Annotated in this window: 17 protein-coding genes; 1 reads left to right on the plus strand and 16 read right to left on the minus strand. The window is 60.8% G+C overall.

Annotation, left to right across the window (positions count from 1 at the left end; translation table 11 throughout):
* Window positions 1–51 precede the first annotated feature (51 nt).
* Genes ACZZ0G_RS26670 through arnB form a run of 8 tightly spaced genes read right to left on the minus strand, consistent with a single transcriptional unit; the run spans window position 52 to window position 8,852 of the window.
* The gene (locus ACZZ0G_RS26670; protein ID WP_463558201.1) at window positions 52–1,431 is read right to left on the minus strand and encodes a UDP-glucose dehydrogenase family protein; all 1,380 of its coding nucleotides are present in this window, start codon (window positions 1,429–1,431) and stop codon (window positions 52–54) included.
* The gene (arnF, locus tag ACZZ0G_RS26675) at window positions 1,428–1,832 is read right to left on the minus strand and encodes a 4-amino-4-deoxy-L-arabinose-phosphoundecaprenol flippase subunit ArnF (RefSeq protein WP_463558202.1); all 405 of its coding nucleotides are present in this window, start codon (window positions 1,830–1,832) and stop codon (window positions 1,428–1,430) included. Before arnF ends, ACZZ0G_RS26670 begins: the two co-directional genes overlap by 4 nt.
* On the minus strand, window positions 1,829–2,173 hold the full coding sequence (arnE, locus tag ACZZ0G_RS26680) for a 4-amino-4-deoxy-L-arabinose-phosphoundecaprenol flippase subunit ArnE (protein ID WP_463558203.1): 345 nt from the start codon (window positions 2,171–2,173) through the stop codon (window positions 1,829–1,831). Before arnE ends, arnF begins: the two co-directional genes overlap by 4 nt.
* Window positions 2,170–3,822 (minus strand): lipid IV(A) 4-amino-4-deoxy-L-arabinosyltransferase, encoded by a 1,653-nt coding sequence (gene arnT, locus ACZZ0G_RS26685; RefSeq protein ID WP_463558205.1) that lies wholly within the window; start codon window positions 3,820–3,822, stop codon window positions 2,170–2,172. The genes arnE and arnT overlap by 4 nt, the downstream gene beginning before the upstream one ends.
* On the minus strand, window positions 3,819–4,703 hold the full coding sequence (gene arnD / locus ACZZ0G_RS26690) for a 4-deoxy-4-formamido-L-arabinose-phosphoundecaprenol deformylase (protein ID WP_463558206.1): 885 nt from the start codon (window positions 4,701–4,703) through the stop codon (window positions 3,819–3,821). The genes arnT and arnD overlap by 4 nt, the downstream gene beginning before the upstream one ends.
* Entirely contained in the window at window positions 4,703–6,694 is a 1,992-nt protein-coding gene (gene arnA, locus ACZZ0G_RS26695) for a bifunctional UDP-4-amino-4-deoxy-L-arabinose formyltransferase/UDP-glucuronic acid oxidase ArnA (RefSeq protein ID WP_463558207.1), read from the minus strand. Before arnA ends, arnD begins: the two co-directional genes overlap by 1 nt.
* Complete coding sequence (arnC, locus tag ACZZ0G_RS26700; protein WP_463558208.1) at window positions 6,691–7,707, minus strand: undecaprenyl-phosphate 4-deoxy-4-formamido-L-arabinose transferase; 1,017 nt, start codon at window positions 7,705–7,707, stop codon at window positions 6,691–6,693. The genes arnA and arnC overlap by 4 nt, the downstream gene beginning before the upstream one ends.
* Window positions 7,704–8,852 (minus strand): UDP-4-amino-4-deoxy-L-arabinose aminotransferase, encoded by a 1,149-nt coding sequence (gene arnB, locus ACZZ0G_RS26705; RefSeq protein WP_463558209.1) that lies wholly within the window; start codon window positions 8,850–8,852, stop codon window positions 7,704–7,706. The genes arnC and arnB overlap by 4 nt, the downstream gene beginning before the upstream one ends.
* Before the next feature lie 447 nt (window positions 8,853–9,299).
* Between arnB and ACZZ0G_RS26710 the strand changes: the two genes are divergently transcribed.
* Window positions 9,300–10,145, plus strand: a complete 846-nt coding sequence (locus ACZZ0G_RS26710; protein WP_463558903.1) for a site-specific integrase — start codon at window positions 9,300–9,302, stop codon at window positions 10,143–10,145.
* On the opposite strand, the gene ACZZ0G_RS26715 is transcribed toward ACZZ0G_RS26710, so the two are convergent.
* From ACZZ0G_RS26715 to ACZZ0G_RS26750, 8 genes are all read right to left on the minus strand, one after another.
* Entirely contained in the window at window positions 10,146–11,204 is a 1,059-nt protein-coding gene (locus ACZZ0G_RS26715; RefSeq protein WP_463558210.1) for an ABC transporter ATP-binding protein, read from the minus strand. It lies immediately after the preceding gene.
* Window positions 11,201–12,799 (minus strand): ABC transporter permease, encoded by a 1,599-nt coding sequence (locus ACZZ0G_RS26720; RefSeq protein ID WP_463558211.1) that lies wholly within the window; start codon window positions 12,797–12,799, stop codon window positions 11,201–11,203. The genes ACZZ0G_RS26715 and ACZZ0G_RS26720 overlap by 4 nt, the downstream gene beginning before the upstream one ends.
* A complete protein-coding gene (locus ACZZ0G_RS26725; RefSeq protein WP_463558212.1) occupies window positions 12,800–13,813 on the minus strand; it encodes an iron ABC transporter substrate-binding protein in 1,014 nt (337 codons plus the stop codon).
* A 219-nt stretch (window positions 13,814–14,032) separates the two neighbouring features.
* On the minus strand, window positions 14,033–14,584 hold the full coding sequence (locus ACZZ0G_RS26730; RefSeq protein ID WP_463558213.1) for a PqiC family protein: 552 nt from the start codon (window positions 14,582–14,584) through the stop codon (window positions 14,033–14,035).
* A gap of 17 nt (window positions 14,585–14,601) precedes the next feature.
* Window positions 14,602–16,257 carry a PqiB family protein gene (locus ACZZ0G_RS26735; protein WP_463558214.1) on the minus strand — a complete coding sequence of 552 codons (1,656 nt, stop codon included), beginning with the start codon at window positions 16,255–16,257 and terminating at the stop codon, window positions 14,602–14,604.
* Window positions 16,258–16,419: 162 nt separating this feature from the next.
* A complete protein-coding gene (locus ACZZ0G_RS26740) occupies window positions 16,420–17,721 on the minus strand; it encodes an NAD(P)/FAD-dependent oxidoreductase (protein WP_463558215.1) in 1,302 nt (433 codons plus the stop codon).
* The gene (locus tag ACZZ0G_RS26745) at window positions 17,718–18,806 is read right to left on the minus strand and encodes a polyamine ABC transporter substrate-binding protein (protein WP_463558217.1); all 1,089 of its coding nucleotides are present in this window, start codon (window positions 18,804–18,806) and stop codon (window positions 17,718–17,720) included. The genes ACZZ0G_RS26740 and ACZZ0G_RS26745 overlap by 4 nt, the downstream gene beginning before the upstream one ends.
* 157 nt (window positions 18,807–18,963) lie before the next feature.
* Entirely contained in the window at window positions 18,964–20,322 is a 1,359-nt protein-coding gene (locus tag ACZZ0G_RS26750) for a glutamine synthetase family protein (protein WP_463558218.1), read from the minus strand.
* Between the last annotated feature and the right edge of the window lie 46 nt (window positions 20,323–20,368).

A 20,368-nucleotide genomic window follows, 5' to 3' on the forward strand; every position in this document is an offset into this window, starting at 1 on the left:
CGTTCTCTCAGTAAAAATCTGTACACAGGCTGCGTTTTCTATCGGCTGATTTCAAGCCACGTCAGATTCATGTGGCCACTGTTGTAGCGGGATCGGCAATCTACGCGATTCGCCACGGCCCATCGGAAAGTACTGGAAGCCATTGCGCGCCAGACGCTCGGCGTCGTACAGATTGCGGCCGTCGAAGATCACCGGGCTGTTGAGGCGTTGTTTGATCAGGTCGAAATCCGGCGCCTTGAACTGCTGCCACTCGGTGCAGATGATCAACGCATCAGCGCCGGGCAAGACCGATTCCGGCGTGCCCATCAGCATCAGTTTCGATTCGTCCGGGTAGAGGTTCTGGGTTTCCTGCATGGCTTCCGGATCGAAGGCGCGCACGCTGGCGCCGGCGGCCCACAACTCTTCCAGCAACACGCGGCTCGGCGCATCGCGCATGTCGTCGGTGTTGGGTTTGAACGCCAGGCCCCACAGGGCGAAGGTCTTGCCACGCAGATCACCGCGGTAGAACGCGTTGATACGCTCGAACAGTTTGTGTTTCTGCCGCTGGTTGATCGCCTCGACCGCTTGCAGCAAATCGCTGGAGCAATGCGCCTCTTCGGCACTGTGGATCAACGCGCGCATGTCTTTGGGGAAACACGAACCGCCATAACCGCAGCCTGGATAGATGAAGTGGTAACCGATGCGCGTGTCGGCACCGATGCCCTGGCGCACCGATTCGATATCGGCGCCGAGGTGTTCAGCGAGTTCGGCGATCTGGTTGATGAAGCTGATCTTGGTCGCCAGCATGCAGTTGGCGGCGTACTTGGTAAGTTCGGCACTGCGCAGGTCCATGAACATGATGCGGTCATGGTTGCGGTTGAACGGCGAGTACAGATCGCGCATCACGTCGCGCACCTCATCGCCTTCGCAGCCGATGACGATACGGTCTGGACGACGGCAGTCGGCAACCGCCGAGCCTTCCTTGAGAAATTCCGGGTTGGAGACGATATCGAACTGCAGCAGGCGGCCGACCTTGATCAGCGCTTTTTCAATGTGCGTGCGCAGGGTATCGCCCGTGCCCACCGGCACCGTGGATTTCTCGACGATGATCAACGGCTGCTCACGATGCCGGGCAATCGCGTCGCCGACCGAAAGCACGTAACGCAGATCGGCCGAGCCGTCCTCACGCGACGGCGTACCCACCGCGATAAACGCCACCCGAGCGTGCCGCACCGCGAGTTGCTCATCGGTGGTGAATTGCAGGCGTTTCGAGTCCAGCCCTTCGCGCACCAGACTGGCCAGCCCCGGTTCGAAAATACTGACGTGGCCCTGACGCAACAGCTCGACCTTCTTCTGGTCGACGTCCATGCACACGACATCATGGCCGACCTCGGCCAATACCGCCGCTTGCACCAGACCGACGTAACCGCTGCCAAACACTGTGATTTTCATGGAGCACTCCTGAATGCGGGCGCACGAGCCGGACGCGTGTTGATGGTGATGACCCCGAGCATGACCAGCGCCACGCCCAGCGATTTGGTGAAACTGAAGGATTCGTTGAACAGCGGCAGACTGGCCGCCAACAGGTACACCAGCGCGTAGCTGATGCTCAGCAGCGAGTAAGCGCGGCCCAGCGGCACATCGCGCAGGGCGGCGAGCCAGCAGAGCATGGACAGGGCGTAGGCGAAGATCGCCGTAACGACCACGGCCAATGCGCGCAGGTCGAGGCTGTCCAGCGTCAGCCATTGTTCCGGCACGGGCAGACGGGTCATGCTCCAGCGCATGCCCAGTTGCGCCGCGCTGGCCAACAACACGCTGCCCAGTGCGAAGGTCATTCCACGGCGCCGGTTCATGACTGCTGCCCCAGCAAAACCACGCCAGCGATCACCAACGCCACACCGAGCCAATGCTGGCGGTCGATGGGTTCACGGAAGACGAAGCGCGCGATCAGCGTGATCAGGACAAAGTTGAGGCTGAGCATCGGATACGCGATGCCGACTTCCAGACGTTGCAGCACCAGCAACCAGACCAACAGACCGGAACCGAGGGCGAACAGGGCCAGCCACAACCACGGCGAACGCAGTTTGGCGGTCAGCGAAGAGTCGACCCCGCGCCAGCTCTCCACGGCGTACTTCTGTGCGATCTGGCCCAGACAGGTCAGCAGGCACGCGGCCAACAGCAGCACCAGGCTCATGACGCCTCCTTGGGCAGGATCATGATCACCAGGTTGCCCTGCTCATAACGGACGCCGTCCTTTGGCAACTTGTCGATTTCGTCCAGTTCGTCCTGCCCCTTGACGCGCATCACCACGCCGACCGCACCGCTGCGGCGTGCCTCGCGCATCCACTGTTGCACGTGATCGGGATCGACCCGCTGTTGAATGCCGTCAGGATAGGCAAGGCCATATTTCAATTCGCCTATCGTGTTGTACAACGCGACTTGCGGGGTTTTCAGGCGCCAGGCCAGCGCTGAAGCAGCGCCGAGGTCGTTGCTCAGCAGATGGCTGGTCTGCGCCAGTTCGGTGACGTGATGCCGGATGAATTGGTCGGGCATCTTGTTGGCGACCACCGATTTGGGCAGTGCCGCCGGGAGCACCGCGATCAGCAACAGGCTGCCGAACGCCGGCGCCGCCCAGCATTGCAGCGGCAGCATGGTTTGCAGCAGGTTGGCGATGATCCAGCCGATCAAACCGATAAATACCAACACCAGACTGTGCAGTTCGTGGTCGTACAGCGGCCGGTTCAATTGCAGGTAAACCACGACGAACAGGGCGACGGCGCCGAGGAGCAGATTGAGCATGCCGTTGAGGGCCAGTGCCCGGCCTTGTTCCAGCCGCAAGCGATCGGCCAGCGCGTTGCCGAGTAGTAACGCCAGTGGCAGCAGACACGGCAGGATGTAGGTCGGCAACTTGCCGTTGCTCAGGCTGAAGAACAGCAACGGCAGCAGCAGCCACAGCAGCAGATAAATCACTTTCGGCTGCGCGCGGGTCTGCCACGCCTGTTTGAATGCGGCGGGCAACAATCCGGCCCACGGCAGGCTGAATGCGATCAGCAGCGGCAGGTAGAACCACCACGGCGCATCATGCTGGGCGTCGTCACCGGCAAAACGGCGGATGTGTTCGTGCCAGAAGAAGAATCGCCAGTAGTCGGGTTCCTGTGCATGCACCGAGAGCACCCACGGCAAACTGATGATGATCGCGATGGCAATCGCCACCGGGCCGAACATCAGCAGCTCACGCCAGCGCTTTTGCCAGAGCATCCACGGCACCGCGATCAACACTGGCAGCAGCCAGGCAAGAAACCCCTTGGTCATGAAACCCATGCCGCAAGCCAGTCCCAACACGGCCCACGCGGCCATGCGGTTACCCGTGGTCTGGGTGTCGACCGCAAACCACAGCGCCACCAGGCTCAGGTTGACCCAGAAAGTGAACTGCGGATCGAGGTTGGCGTACCCGGCCTGACCGGCAACAATCGTGAAACTCATGTAGAGCAGGGCGCAGGCAAAGCTTTTGCGCGGCTCGTTCCACAAACGCCGGGCGATCAAGTAGCAGAGCACCACGCTTAACCCGGTGCTCAGCGCCGAGGCAAAACGCACGCCGAACAGATTCTGCCCAAACAGTTCCTGACCCAACGCGATCATCCAATAGCCAGCAATCGGTTTCTCGAAATAGCGCAGGCTCATGAAGTGCGGCGACACCCAGTTGCCACTGAGCAGCATGTCCTGGCTGATCTGCGCGTAACGGGTTTCATCGGGAATCCACAAGCCGTGCGTGCCCAGCGGCAGCAGATAGGCCAGCAGACAAATGCCCAGCAACAGCAGCGGCAGCGTCCAGCGTTTAGTCATGCGCCTTGCACTCCCAGCCAGCCTTCACGGCCGTCGAGGGCGCCGCGTTGCACGCGACCCACGGGCAAGGTGTTGAAGAACTCGGGTAGCAAATCGCCCAGCGGTGTGAAGTCGATGTTGCGCTTTCGCGCGTCGGCGAGCAGTTGGCGAAAGTCCTCGGCCATGAGAATCCCTTCCACTTCGGCATGAATGGTGTAGACGTTGAGCTGCTGCGGGCGAAAGTGATCGAGGAGGAACGCGTTGTAGTCCCGCGCCGCGACGATGGGGCCGACGACTTCGTCGAAAGTCGGCAGGTCCACCGGAATCTGCGGGGTGCCCGGCGTACCGTCAGCCAGCAGTGGACGAAACAGCCGCGTACCTCGGCAATCGCTGTTGTAGCGGAAACCGAAGGCTTGCTTGGCCTCGATCACCCGTTCATCGGCACGCCAACCGGCGGCGGCCGAGCAGTCGACTTTTTCGCCGAGTATGTCGCTCAAGGTGTCGACGCCCTGACGGATCTGCTCGATCAATTGCGCGTTGCTCCAGCGCCCGGCATTGGCTTGCCAGCCGTGGTGATCCCACGCATGCAAACCCACTTCATGACCGGCATCACGGGCCTGACGCATCAGGTGCCCAAGATCACGCCCAATCGGTTTGCCCGGCCACGCGGTGCCGGCCAGCAGAATGTCCCAGCCATACAGGCCGGCAGCGTTGGAACGGAGCATTTTCCAGAGGAACTGGGGGCGGATCAGGCGCCACAAATGCCGGCCCATGTTGTCGGGGCCGACACTGAAGAAAAACGTTGCCTTGATCTGCGCCTCGTCGAGCATTTCCAGCAAGCGCGGCACACCTTCACGGGTGCCGCGAAAGGTGTCGACGTCGATGCGTAGACCGGCCTGCATTACTTCTTGTCCGCGATTTCGAGCATCGCTTCGCGCAGGAAGAAATCCAGCGTATTGCCGATGGTCTCGCGCATTTCCACGGTTGGCGTCCAGTCGAGCAGCCGTTTGGCGTTGGCGATGCTTGGCTTGCGGTGTTCGACGTCCTGGTAACCGGCGCCGTAGAACGCCTTGCTCTCGACATCGCGGAAACCGGCGAACGGCGGGAAGTTGTCACGCAGCGGATGCGCTTCGAACTGACGCAGCAACTCTTCGCCCAATTGACGGATGCTGGCTTCGTTGTCCGGGTTGCCGATGTTGATGATCTGGCCGTTGCAGACGTCGTTATCGTTATCGATGATCCGCGCCAGTGCTTCGACGCCGTCAGCGATGTCGGTGAAGCAGCGTTTCTGCTCACCGCCGTCGAACAGGCGAATCGGCGTGCCTTCGACGAGGTTGAGGATCAATTGAGTGATGGCGCGGGAGCTGCCGATGCGGGCAGAGTCCAAACGATCAAGGCGCGGGCCCATCCAGTTGAACGGGCGGAACAGGGTGAAATTCAAGCCCTTGGCGCCGTAGGCCCAGATCACCCGGTCGAGCAGTTGCTTGGAGACGGAGTAGATCCAGCGCTGCTTGTTGATTGGACCGACCACCAGATTGGAGGTGTCTTCGTCGAAATGCTTGTCCTGGCACATGCCATAGACTTCCGAGGTCGACGGGAAGATCACGCGCTTGTTGTACTTGACGCAGTAGCGCACCAGTTTCAGGTTTTCTTCGAAGTCGAGTTCGAATACTCGCAGCGGGTTGCGGGTGTATTCGATCGGCGTGGCGATGGCCACCAGCGGCAGCACCACGTCGCACTTCTTGATGTGGTACTCAATCCACTCGGAGTGAATGCTGATATCACCTTCCACGTAATGGAAATGCGGGTGGCTGCGCAGACGCTCGATGGCGTCGGAACCGATGTCCAGACCATAGACTTCGTAGCGATCATCACGCAGCAGACGCTCGGACAAGTGATTGCCGATAAAGCCGTTGACGCCAAGGATCAGCACGCGGGTGCGACGCGGCGCACGGCCGGATTCGGCACCGCGCAGCAGCGAGCCGTCGACCAGACCGAGTTCGTTGGCCAGTTGCGGGCCGCTGAGGAACAGGCCGTTGTCGTTGCGCTGACCGGAGAGGATCACCAGCGAATCTTCACCGCAGGCGATGCGCAGCGGATCGACGCTGATCACCCGGCCCGGCGCCTGACCGTCGTTGCCCTTGGCAACTTCAGCGCTCCAGACGATGAGTTTGTGCTCACCGACCGCGCAAAACGCGCCCGGGTAAGGTTGGGTTACGGCACGCACGAGATTGAACAGTTGCTCGGCCGGTTGCGCCCAGACCAGTTTGCCGTCGACGGCAGTGCGACGACCAAATACCGTGGCTTTCGATTCGTCTTGCGGGGTTTCGCTGATCTTGCCTTGCAGCATTGCTGGCAGCGTGTCGCGCAGCAGATCGCTGGCTGCCGTGCGCAACTTGCCATGCAGGCTGAGCGCAGTGTCGCTGCGTTCAATGGCAACACGTTGCTGGGCGACGATGGCACCGGCATCGGCACGTTTGACCATGCGATGCAAAGTGACGCCGGTTTCGGTTTCGCCGTTGACCAGTACCCAGTTGGCCGGAGCGCGGCCCCGATAGCTCGGTAGCAACGAGCCGTGCAGGTTAAACGCGCCTTTCTTGGCCACGGCCAGCAACGATTCGCTCAGCAAGTGGCGGTAGTAGAAGGAGAACACGTAGTCCGGATTCAGTTTGGCAATCCGCTCGATCCACAGTGGGTGGTTAACGTCTTCGGGTGCATGTACGGGTATGCCTTTGCGTGCGCACAGTTGCGCGACCGAGGCGTAGAAAGCGTTTTCCTTCGGGTCATCGGCGTGGGTGAACACCGCCGCGATGTCATAGCCGCTGTCGAGCAGGGCCTGAATGCCGGCGCAGCCGATATCGTGATAAGCGAAGACAACCGTTTTTGCGCTCATGAGAGAACCTGATCATTGGAGGAGGAGAGACCGTCGACGGTGATGGCGCGCGGCGGCATGGCGGGTTGGCCGCGCAAGACTTTTTCAACGAAGAAACGCGGGCGGGCGCGCACGTCGCTGTACATGCGTCCCAGGTATTCGCCGAGCAGGCCCATGCCGATGAACTGGCCACCGGTGAATACGAACAACACCGCGAACAGCACGAACATGCCGTCACCGGCCCAACCTGCACCGAACACCAGACGCAACACGATCAGCGCAGCGGCGAACAACACGCCAAGCCCGGCCATGGCGAAACCGACAATGCTCAAAAGGCGCAACGGCGTGGTGGTCATGCAGGTGATCAAGTCGAACATCAGGTTGATCAAACGCATCGGGCTGTACTTCGAATCACCGTGTTCACGCTCGGCGTGGGCGACGACGATTTCGGTGGTGTGGCGGGCGAAGCTGTTGGCCAGAATCGGGATGAACGTGCTGCGCTCACGGCAGGCAAGCATGGCGTCGATGATCGTCCGACGGTACGCGCGGAGCATGCAGCCGTAGTCGCTCATGGCGACGCCGGTGGAGCGCTGTACGGCGAGATTGATCAGTTTCGATGGATAGCGGCGCAGGGCCGAGTCCTGACGATTGCCGCGCACCGTGCCGACGACGTCGTAACCCTTTTCAGCTTCGGCGACCAGACGCGGGATTTCTTCCGGCGGGTTCTGCAGGTCGGCGTCGAGGGTGATGACCACATCGCCTTTGCACTGCTCGAAACCGGCCATGATTGCCGCGTGCTGGCCGTAGTTGCGGTTGAGGATGACTGCTACGAACGGACTGTCTTCGCAGATTGCGGCTTCCTCAAGAATGTTCGCGGATTCGTCCCGGCTACCATCGTCAACGAGGACAATTTCATAATCGTGGCGCAGCATCCGGCAGGCCGCTTCGGTGCGGCGCAGCAGTTCCGGGAGGCTGTCCTGTTCGTTGTAGACCGGGATAACGATCGACACACAGCGGATCGGATAGGGTTTCACAGGCGTTTATCCATGAGGGTGGCGATGGCCCCGACCACGCGATCAAGGTCCTGATCACTCATGTCGGGGAACAACGGAATCGAGCACAGCCGCGCCGAGTTCCATTCGGTGTTGGGCAGGTACAAATCGGGATCACGCTGGCGATACCAGGTGTGCAGGTGGGTGGCGATGAAATGGATGCCGGTGCCGATGCCCTGGTCCTGCAAGCCCTTCATAAAGGCTTCGCGGTCCATGCCGCAGCGCTCGCTGTCGATGCGCAGGATGAACAGGTGCCAGGCGTGGGTTTGTGCGTAGGCGGGCAGGGCCAGCGGTTGCACCGGCAGGCCTTCGAGTTTTTGCCGGTAAGCGGCGGCCAATTCACTGCGGCGGGCGTTGATCGCGTCCAGACGCTCAAGCTGTACCAGCGCAATCGCCGCGTTGATGTCGGCGAGGTTGTATTTGAAACCCGGCTCCATCACTTGCGCCTGCGGCTTGCGGCCACCGGTCAGGCGGTCGTAGGCGTCAACGCCCAGACCGTGAAACTTGAGCATGCGCACGCGGTTGGCCAAGGCTTCGTCGTCAGAGACGAACATCGCGCCTTCGGCACAGGTCATGTTCTTGATCGCATGGAAGGAGAAAATCGCCGTGCCCTGCGCGCCGACGTGGCGGCCCTTGTAACGGGTACCAGCGGCGTGGGCGGCGTCTTCGATAACAGCGATGCCGTGCTTGTCGGCCAGCGCATACAGCGGATCGAGATCGAATGCAGCGCCGGCGTAATGCACCGGGATGATCGCTTTGGTGCGTGGGGTGATCGCGGCTTCGATGCGCGCGGCGTCGGTCATCAAGGTGTCGCGGTCAACGTCGACGAACACCGGTTTGGCACCGAGCAGCGAGATCATGTTGGCGGTCGAGACCCAAGTCTGCGAGGGCGTGATCACTTCATCGCCGGGGCCGATGCCCAAGGCCAGTAAAGCGATGTGCATGCCACCGGTGGCCGAGGAAAGCGCCACTGCATGTTTGCAGCCGACATAGTTGGCGAACTGTTCTTCCAGTGCCTGGCTTTTAGCGCCGGTAGTGATCCAGCCCGAACGCAATACTTGTTCAACGGCGGCTATTTCTTCCTCGCCGATACTCGGCCGGGAGAACGGCAGAAACGCTTGACTCATAAGAACCTCGGGGCGATAGCCGTCCTTCAGCCGATTGTCTAAAAAACGCGGAGTTTCAATGGGTTGAGATACCGACCGGGGAATACCTGATTGACTTTCAAGTCCGCGGCCGGCAGGGTTGCAGGCCTTTCGGGGCAACCTGTTGTAACTAAGGTTATGCGCGTTTTTGTCAAAGGAACATGAAAAAACGGTCGGCGATTCGTCTATCTGTCAGCCATACAGCCACCGTTCAGACTTCTTCCGTTCATCGGCTGTTTTAGTCGAAAAGTCCTACGCAAGAGTCGCTCTCTATATAAGTTTCTTTGCACTTTTAAGTTGTTTTGTTGAACTGTTTTCCATTCAAGGCCGTTTCGTTTGATTGACTTGTCGAGTACTGAATCCATCCCGTCGAACACTAATCCGCTGACGCTTTATCTGGCGCGACTGGCGCCTTCCAGCCAACTGACCATGCGCTATGTCTTGCAGGATGCGGCGGACCGCCTCGGTTTCGAAGACGTGGATATCGAAGAAATCCCCTGGCACGGGTTGCAACCCGAAGACGTCGTGGCACTGGTCGCCACGTTGCGCGCCGACGGTTATGCGCCGAATACCTCATCGCTGTATGTGAATGCCGTGCGCGGGGTGATGAATGAAGCGTGGCGCATGAGCCTGATCAGTCAGGATCATCTGCTGAAGATGCGTTCGGTAAAGGGCATCGCCGGCACGCGGTTGGCGCAGGGGCGCAACTTGAAACGCAGCCTGATCCACGAATTGATGGAAGTGTGCGCCGCCGATCCACGCCCTCAAGGGCTGCGCGACGCGGCAGTCATTGCGCTGTTGTACGGCACCGGCATGCGTAAATCGGAGTCGGTGGATCTGGACTTGAATCAGGTCGACTTCACCGAGCGCAGCCTGACCGTCACCGGCAAGGGCAACAAGCAACTGATCAAGTACGCGCCAGCCTGGGCGTTCGCCAAACTCGATGCGTGGCTGGAACTGCGCCGTTCGCAGCTCAAGGACGGCGAGAGTGACGATGCCTTTCTGTTCAATCGCATCCGCCGTGGCAGCCACATCACCCGCGAGCGCATCACCAAGCACGCGATCTATTACATCGCCCGCCAGCGTGGCACCCAGGTGGGGGTGAAGATCATGCCGCACGATTTTCGGCGCTCGTTCATCACGCGGGTGATCGAGGAGCATGATTTGTCGATTGCGCAGAAGCTCGCGCACCACAGCAACATCCAGACCACCGCCAACTACGATGTGCGTGATGACAACGAGCGGCGGCGCGCGGTGGATCGCTTCGATCTGTGATCAGGCGGCGGCGAAGACGTGGGCCGCACCGAGCACCGATAACTGCACGTCGCTGCCGGCAGGCGGCGCGTGCATGCCGGAGCTGCGGACCAACCACGAGCGTCCGGGTTGCTGATTGACGGGCGAGCGCAGTTCGACGGTGAGGGTGCAGGTGTTGCCGGCAAAGTCGCGTTCGGTCACCACGGCGGGACAGCCTTGGGTGCCGAGCACGGCGCCCGATACCTGCAACTGTTCGGGCCTGAGCATGATCTGCGCATCGCCAATGAAACCGTTGCTGTTGACCGGCACCTGACCCAGTTCGCAGTGGGCCAGACCGGAGTCGATCCGCGCCGGCATTACCACGGCTTCGCCGAGAAAGTGTGCGGTCTGCTCGTCGTGTGGGTATCGGTAAAGATCCATCGGATGCCCGGACTGCACCAGACGCCCGCCACGCATCACCGCCAATTGATCGGCAAATGACAGCGCTTCGCCCTGATCGTGGGTAACCAGGATCGTGGTGACGCCGGCGTCCGCCAGCAAGCGCGCGACCATTTTGCGCATGGCGCTGCGCAGGCCGGTGTCGAGGGCGGAAAACGGCTCATCGAGCAACATCAGTCGCGGCTGCTGCGCCAGGGCCCGGGCGAGGGATACCCGCTGTTGCTGGCCGCCGGACAGTTCATGGGGCCAACGCTCGGCCATATTGGCGTCCAGCGCGACGCTGTCCATCAATGCCCTGATTCGCTCATGTCTGGCAGTGCCTGTCAGCGTCAGGCCAAAACCGATATTGGCGGCCACCGTCATGTGCGGAAACAGCGCGCCGTCCTGCGGTACATAGCCAATCTGGCGTTGATAAGCCGGCACCGCATGGGTGCTGTCGACCAGCACCTGACCGTTGAGGGTCAGGCTGCCGGCGTCGGGGAACTCAAAACCGGCAATCATCCGCAACAGCGTGGTTTTGCCGGAGCCGGACGGGCCGACAATCACCGTGCGGCTGCCGGTCGGCACCGACAGGCAGATGTCATCCAGCGCTTTCTGCGCGCCAAAAGACTTGTTCAGGGAGATCAGTTCGAGTGCGTTCATCGGCCAGCGGTGCGCCTGGATTGGTGATAGAGGAGGGCCGTCAGCGGCAGCGATAACAGCACCATCAACAGTGCGTAGGGCGCGGCAGCGGCGTAATCGATTTCGCTGGTCATGGCCCAGAAACCGGTGGCCAGGGTGCGGGTGCCGTTGGGCGCGAGCAGCAGGGTCGCGGTCAGTTCATTGGTGATCGCCAGAAACACCAGCGCGGCACCGGCAGCAGCGCTCGGGGCGGCGAGGCGCAAGGTGATCAGCCACAACGCACGCAACGGCGACCGGCCAAGGCTTTGCGCAATGTTTTCCAGCTCGACCGGTGCCTGAGCGAAACCGGCTCGCAGGCTGACCAGCGCACGCGGCAGGAACATCAGCAGATAGGCGAGCAGCACGGTAATGGTGGTCTGGTAGATCGGCCGGGCGAAATGGATGGTCACGGTGACCAGTGCCAGCGCCACGACAATCCCCGGCAGCGAACTGGTGATGTAGTTGCAGCCTTCGAGCAGACGCTGCAATTTGCCCGGCGCACGGATCGACAGCCAGGCAATCGGAATCGCCGCCAGACTGGTCAATAGCGCGCCGGCCACACCGAACGACAGGGTTTGCAGCAGCGCCGGCAGCAGTTCGCCACCGCCCCAGACCTCAACGCCACCGGCAATCAACCAGCGACCCAAGGTCAGTAACGGCACGCCGAGCGCGAGCAGACAGGTCAACGCCTGCAGAGCCAGCCCGAGGACGATGCTGCTGCGACCAAGTCGCACCGTGCGTTGTTCGCGCGCACTGCCGGACCCCACGCGGGCATAGCGGGCCTTGCCCCGGGCGGCAGATTCGACGGTGAGCATGGCCAGACAACACAACGCCAGAACACCCGCGAGCATGTTCGCCGCCGGGCCATTAAAGGTTGATTTGAACTGATCGAAAATCGCCGTGGTGAAGGTGTCGAAGCGGATCATTGCGTACAGGCCGTACTCGGCCAGCAAGTGCAGCCCGACCAGCAACGCACCGCCACAAATAGCCAGACGCAACTGTGGCAGCACCACCCGGAAAAACACCGCCCAAGGCTTGAGGCCCAAAGATTCGGCGACGTCCTCAATCGCCGGATCAAGACGACGCAACGTCGCCGCTATCGGCAGATAGAGAAACGGAAAATACGCGATCACTGACACCAGCACACCGGCCGGCAATCCGTGAATCGAAGGAATAAGACTGACCCACGCATAACTGTGTACGAACGCTGGCACCGCTAACGGCGCCACGGCCAACAAGGACCACAGGCGTCGACCCGGCAGGTTGGTGCGTTCGGTCAGCCAGGCCAGTGTGGTGCCGAGCAGGATGCACAGCGGCAACGTGATCAACACCAGCAGCACGGTGTTGATCAGCAGTTCAGCCACCCGTGGGCGAAACACCAACGCTTCGATGGTCGCCCAACCGGTGGCCCACGACACGCCGAGGACAAACGCGATCGGCAGCAGCGACAACAGTGAAACGCCGATCGCCAACGCGACCACCCACGCGCCACCGCGACCGGTAAGGGCGCGGGGTTTAAGCCGGAGGCCGGCGGAGGAGGCTACGGCGACCTGCGCAGGTAGGGTTTCGGGGAGCACTTACAGGATTCCGGCCTGGGTCATCAGCTCGACGGCTTTCTTGCTGTCGAGTTTCGACGCATCGACTTTTGGCGCGTCGAGATCCTTCAGCGGCGTCAGTTTCGGGTTGGACGGCGCGTCCTTGCCGACGGCGTACTCAAACGAAGTGCCGCTGTGAAGAATCTCCTGACCTTCCTTGCCGGTGATGTATTTGACGAACTTCTGCGCGTCTTCCTGGTGTTTGCTGGAGGCCAGCACACCGGCGCCGGAGGTACTGACAAACGCGCCCGGGTCCTGGTGTTTGAAGTAGTAAAGCTTGGTGTTTTTGCTGTTTTCGCCGGTCTTGGACTGATCGACGAAGCTGTAATAGTGGTAGATCACGCCGCTGTCGATTTGCCCGGCATTCACCGCTTTGAGCACCGCGCTGTTGCCGCGATACACCGTGGCGTTGGTTTTCATGCCTTTGAGCCAATCGAGGGTGGCGGCTTCGCCTTTCTGCTCCAGCACGGCGGCGACGATGGCCTGGAAGTCGGCACCGGCCGGTGAAGCGGCCCAACGACCTTTCCACTCGGGTTTGGCCAGATCGAGCAAGGATTTCGGCAGGTCTTTTTCCGCCAGTTTTGCCGGGTTGTAGACGAATACCGTTGAACGTGCGGCGATACCGATCCACTGGCCATGGGCCGGACGATATGCCGCGTCCACTTGTTGCAGCGTGGCGGGGGCGATCGGCGCGAACAGTTTGGCGTTGTCGACCAGCACCATGGCCGGGGAGTTTTCGGTGAGGAACACATCGGCCGGCGACGACGCACCTTCCTGCACGAGCTGGTTGCCCATTTCCGTGTCATCGCCGTTGCGAATCGTCACCGGAATCCCGGTTTCTTCGGTGAAACCGGCAACCCAGGCTTTGGTCAGGCTTTCGTGCTGGGCGTTGTACACCAGCAAACCAACGCCATCGGCAGCATAGGTCTGGCTGGCGCCGAGCAGGGCGCTGGCCAATAAGGCACGCTTCAGGAAGGCGGGAAAATGTGGACTCATGGCGGGCGGGCTCCTGGCTTTTTAGACGTTATGGGCAAACCTGCGCCGGACGTTGATGCGAATGGTTTGCAGATATTGAGTCGTAGGCAATGTAAGCAGGCAAATGAGAAAAAAACGTTAAAAAAACCGTTAATACATGTCATTCCTATTCAGGTTAGCAGCGACGCGACGACGCACGAGGGCCGTGCGTCTTAACGCGAGGTTTTTTGCGGCGGGGAATCAGGAGGCGGGGGGGCAGCCGCGTGCACTGCCGGCGGCTTGGGTGATCTGTGCGGCGAGACGTTTGACGTTATTCTGCTGCGCCGTCACCAGTTCATCGATGCTCGGCCCGGAGGGGGTTTGCAGCACTGAGCGGCAGGTGAGTAGGGTGCTGTCAGTCGCGCCGAGCGGACGCAGCCGCCATTTCACGTCAATCAAGCCGTACTGGCCGGGAATCGAATCGAAACGCTGAACATCGACGCGCACCGACATTCTTTGCTGACTGGCCGCGTTGCTCAGTTGATCGACCAGCGCACTGCGCAATTCATCGGCAAGGCTGGCGCCCCACCATTCGGTTTCGAGAATCGCCAGACCACTGTTGCCTTCGCGTATGACGATTTGTGCACGGTCGACTTGCGGCGGCACGGTGATGCCCTCGATCGCGATGTCGGCACCGCTGCGGCCGGCGCCCGGTTGCACCGGGGTCAGCGTATGAAAGCTGATCGGGTCGCTGCGGCAGGCGCTCAGCAACATAACGGCAGCGAGCACAGTAATCTTCAGCGGTGATGCCATGGGTTCAGCTCCTGTGCTCAATTGCGTGGCGGTCCTTTCAGGTCCAGCGGCGCGGCGTTGTCGGGACGGCCACGAATCAGCGATTCCGGATGACGACTGAGATAGTCGGAGAGTTCACGCAGAGAGCGCGACATGCGCCCGAGCTCTTCGAGGGTTTCACCCAACTTCTCGCGTTGCGGCGAATCTTCGGCCAGGGTTGAATTGGCGGACTGCAAGGTCTTGCTGACATCGGCGAGGGTGCTCTGCACGCCCGGCAAGGTCTTGGCGTTGAATTGGGCCAGGCCTTTGCGCAGTTCGACCAGATTGCTGTCGAGGTTGCTGGCGATGCGCTCCACCGGCAGCGCGTTGATCTTGTTGACCATCGCTTCGAGTTTTTCCTGCAACTGTTCGAGGCTGCCCGGAATGGTCGGGATGCTGACCGGGCGGGCGGTCGGGTCAAACGCGACTTTTGGCGCTTTCGGGTAGAAATCCAGCGCGATATACAACTGGCCGGTGAGCAAGTTGCCGTTACGCGCCTGAGCGCGCAGGCCATTGTCGATAAAGGTGCCAATCAGGCGTGCGCCGGTGGCTTCGTCGTTTTCATCGCCCTTGAATGCCTTGAGCATTTTCTGGTGCGCCCGGCCAAGGCGCTGCGGATAGATGACGATACCGACGTTGACCGGGAACGTGCGTTTGACTTCGTCGAAGTCCAGATTGACCGCGACCACGCGCCCGATCTCGACGCCGAGGAACTCGACCGGCGCATCGACTTTGAGCCCGCGCAACGCCTGATCGAAACGCAGGCTCAGGTATTGCGCCTTGCCGTTGGGCGGGGCGAGGGCGGCGGTTTGGTCGGCGAACAGTTCGAAGTCCTTGTTTTCGGCGGCAGCGGTGTCGTTCGGGCTGTAGTCGGGCGCGCGAAACGCGATGCCACCGACCAGCAACGTCGACAGCGATTCGGTTTTCACCGCAAAGCCATTGGCACCGACGCTGACATCGACGCCGCTGGCATTCCAGAAACGGGTGTTTTCGGTGACGTAGGCATCGTTGGGCGAATGGATGAACACTTCGATGTTCACGCCTTTGCCGTCGGGGTTCAGCGCATAAGACACCACCTGGCCCACGGGGATCTTGCGGTAATAGACCGGAGAACCGATGTCCAGCGAGCCTAGATCTGCGGTGCGCAGGGTGAACGTCTTGCCCGGTTCGCCGTAGGTGATCGGTGGCGGGTTTTCCAGGCCTTTGAAGGTTTTGGCGCGGTTATTGGCCTCGCCGATGTCGGCGCCGATGTAATCGCCGGATAGCAGGGTGTCGATACCAGAGACGCCGCCAGCCCCGATTCTTGGGCGCACGACCCAGAACTGCGAATCTTCGCGGGTAAAACTTTCGGCCTGCTTGGCCAGTTTGATCGTCGCGTTGACGCTTTTGTGATCTTCAGCCAATTCGACATCCGAGACATGGCCGATCACGACGTTTCGGTATTTGACTTCGGTTTTATTGGCGGTCAGACCATCCCCGGTCTTGAACGTGACGGTGATGGTCGGACCTTCCTGGAGGATGTTGTGCACCACCAGCGAGATACCCACCAGCACGGCAACGATCGGAACGATCCAGACGAGCGAGATGCCGAAACGGCGGGTTTTCACGGGGGCTTGGCCTGGCGCTCGCGGCTCGTCGGTGGCTGACGACTTCATCCATGTCTCCTCGATTGAATGGGCACTGAGCGTCAGGAACGCAAAAGCACCTCATCAATATAGAAGTGCTTGGCGATAGAGCAAATGTGAATAGCGCCCCCTGTCTGATCGTTCCCACGCAGAGCGTGGGAACGATCAGACAGGGGGAAGGAGCGTTCACGTTCAGCCGAGCATTTCCCGCAAGCGATACCAGAACATCCCCAGTGCCAGCAATGGTGAGCGCAGGGCCGGGCCGCCGGGGAAGGTCATGTGTGGCACGCCGCTGAACACGTCCATGCCCTGGCTGTGGCCGGCGTGAATCGCCTCGCCGAGCAGCTTTGCGCACCAGTGCGTGACGTTCAGGCCGTGGCCGGAATAGCCTTGTGCGTAGAACACGTTCGGGTGTTGCTTGAGCCGGCCTACCTGTGGGAAACGGTTGGCGGTGATGCCGATCTTGCCGCCCCACTGGTAATCGATGCGCACGTCGGCCAGTTGCGGGAAGACCTTGAGCATCTTCGGCCGCATGTACGCGGCGATGTCCGCCGGATCGCGCCCGGAATAGTGGCAGGCTCCGCCGAACAACAAGCGCCGATCGGCCGAGAGCCGGTAGTAATCGAGGCCGACTTTCTGGTCGCACACCGCCAGATTCTGCGGAATCAGTTGCGCGGCGCGCGCCTCGGACAACGGCTCGGTGGCGATGATGTAACTGCCCGCCGGCAGCACCTTGCCACTGAGTTGTTGTTCGAGGTCGTCCAGATGCGCGTTGCAGCCGAGCACCAGACTGCCGGCGCGCACCGTGCCGTTTGCACAACGTACCTGCACGGTCGCGCCGTGGATGATTTCCAGCACCTCGCTCTGCTCGAAAATCCGCACGCCGAGTGAAGCCGCCAGCCGCGCTTCGCCGTGCACCAGATCGAGCGGGTGCAGGTGCCCGGAACCCATGTCCATCAGACCGCCGGCATAGAGGTCGGAATTCACCACTTGCTGGCGGATCTGCTCCGGGCCGATCAACCGGGTTTCGTGGGCGTAACCGAGTTCGGCCAGGTCGACCAGCTCATCCTTGAAGGCAGCGAACTGCGCAGGGGTGTTGGCCAGATCGCAGAATCCCCAGCGCAGGTCGCACTCGATGCCGTTGTCGCCGATGCGCTGACGAACCAGATCAACCGAATCAATGCCGGCGCGCTGCAAGTAACGCACACCTTCCTGACCGACATACTTGGCGAAACCTTCAACCTCATGCCCGATGCCGCGAATCAACTGGCCGCCATTGCGCCCGCTGGCGCCCCAGCCGATGCGCCGCGCTTCGATCAACACCACTGACAAACCGCGCTGAGCCAGTTCGATGGCGGTGTTGACCCCGGTGAATCCACCGCCGATCACGCAGACATCGGCGCTCAGATCACCGTCCAGCAGCGGATAGGGTGTGCTCGCGCGAGCCGAAGCGGCGTAATAGGAGCGGGCGTGTTCCTGGGTGTACTGATTCATTTGTTCGACTTCACTTTGCTCCAGGACCGGGTCATCAGTCGCATGATCGCCTGGGGCGGGGTAGAGGAGATGTAGAGCTTGTCGAGCACAGCCTGGGATGGATAAACCTCAGGGTTGTTGACCAGCTCTTGATCCATGTATTGCTTGGCGGCCGGGTTCGGGTTGGCGTAACCCACCGAAGCGCTGACCTTGGCGATCACTTGTGGATCGAGCAGGTAATTAATGAAGGCGTGGGCTTCCTTGGTGTTGCTGGCGTCAGCGGGAATGGCCAGCAGATCGAACCAGAGGTTGGCGCCTTCCTTTGGAATGGCGTAGGCGATGTTCACGCCGTTCTTGGCTTCTTTGGCCCGGTTGGCCGCCTGGAACACGTCGCCGGAATAACCGAAGGCCACGCAGATATCGCCATTGGCCAGGTCCGATACGTACTTCGAGGAGTGGAAATAGGTGATGTACGGACGGATGCTCAGCAGCTTCGCTTCAGCCTTTTTATAGTCTTCCGGGTTTTCGCTGCGCGGGTCCATGCCCATGTAATTGAGCACGGCGGGGAAGACTTCGTCGGCGGAGTCCATCATCGACACGCCGCACTGGCTGAGTTTTTTCAGATTCTCAGGCTCGAACAGCACCGCCCAGGAATCGATGTGGTCGATGCCCAGCACTTGCTTGACCTTGTCGACGTTGTAGCCGATGCCGTTGGTGCCCCACAGGTACGGCACCGAGTGTTCGTTGCCCGGGTCGTTCTTTTCCAGCAGTTCCAGCAGCTTCGGGTCGAGGTTCTTGAAATTCGGCAGTTGCGAACGATCCAGTTTGAGGAACGCGCCGGCCTTTACCTGACGCGCGAGGAAGTGGTTGGACGGCACCACCACGTCATAACCGGTTCGACCGGCAAGGAGCTTGCCTTCGAGGGTTTCGTTGGAGTCGAAAACGTCGTAGATCACCTTGATCCCGGTTTGGCTCTGGAAGTCGGCGAGGGTGGTTTCGCCGATGTAGTCGGTCCAGTTGTAGACGCTGACCTGGGGCTGGGCTTGGGCTACCGCGCTGAACAGCACGCTCAGGGCGACCGGGAGTACGGATTTCAATAGACGCATTTCGACACCTCTTCTTCGAATGATCGTTCCCACGCTCTGTGTGGGAATGCCTCAACGGACGCTCCGCGTTCGGCTTTGGATGGGACGCGGAGCGTCCCAGGCTGCATTCCCACGCAGAGCGTGGGAACGATCGACACAGGGGATCTTTTGGGTTGGGTTAAACGCTCAGCATCAGAAACTCACGCTCCCACGAGCTGATCACGCGCTTGAAGTTTTCATGCTCGGCGCGCTTCACCGCGACATAGCCACGAACGAACTTGTCGCCGAGGTATCGCGCCACGGTTTCGCACTCTTCCATTTGCGTCAGCGCTTCTTCGATGGTGATCGGCAGACGCAGATTACGGCGTTCGTAGGCGCGGCCCTGGACCGCAGCGCTTGGCGCGATGCCTTCGACCATGCCGATGTACCCGCAGAGCAAACTCGCGGCAATCGCCAGATACGGATTGGCATCGGCGCCCGGCAGACGGTTTTCCACGCGCATCGCTTCCGGACTGGAGGTCGGCACACGCAAACCCACGGTGCGGTTTTCTTCGCCCCATTCGACGTTGACCGGTGCCGAGGTGTCCGGCAGGAAGCGGCGGAACGAGTTCACGTTGGGCGCGAACATCGGCAGCACTTTCGGAATGTATTTCTGCAAACCACCGATGTAGTGCAGGAACAGTTCGCTCATTGCCCCGTCAGCATTGGCGAAGATCGGCTTGCCGGTGGCGATCTCCACCACGCTCTGGTGAATATGCATGGCGCTGCCCGGCTCATCGCCGATCGGTTTGGCCATGAACGTCGCGGCGACGTTGTGCTTGAGTGCGGCCTCCCGCATGGTGCGTTTGAACACAGTGATCTGGTCCGCCAGATCCAGTGCGTCGCCATGACGGAAGTTGATTTCCATCTGCGCCGGGCCGTCTTCGTGGATCAGTGTGTCGAGGTCCAGACCTTGCAGTTCGCACCAGTCGTAGACGTCTTCGAACAGCGGGTCGAATTCATTGGCGGCATCGATTGAGAACGACTGCCGGCCACTTTCCGCACGGCCCGAACGGCCCAGCGGTGCCTTGAGTGGCAAGTCCGGGTCTTCGCAGCGTTGGGTCAGGTAGAACTCCATTTCCGGCGCAACAATCGGCTTCCAGCCCTTGTCGGTGTAGAGCTGCAAGACTTTCTTCAGCACGTTGCGCGGCGACAGTTCGATCGGGTTGCCGAACTTGTCGAAGGTGTCGTGGATAACAATGGCGGTCGGTTCGATCGCCCATGGAATCACGTAGACCGCGTCAGCCACTGGCTTGCAGACCATGTCGATATCGGCAGGATCGAGCAGGTCGTAGTAGATGTCATCGTCGACAAAATCCCCGGTTACCGTTTGCAGCAGCACACTTTCCGGCAGGCGCATGCCTCGCTCATGCAGGAACTTGTTGGTCGGTGCGATCTTGCCGCGGGCAATGCCGGTCAGGTCGCTGACCACACATTCGACTTCGGTAATCTTGTGATCTTTCAGCCACGTGAACAGCTGATCGAAAGGGGCATTCATAAAGACCTCGTTATTGGTTTTATAGACGCCGGGGAGGGCGGGTTTC

It is taken from the genome of Pseudomonas sp. AC169 (assembly GCF_979258515.1).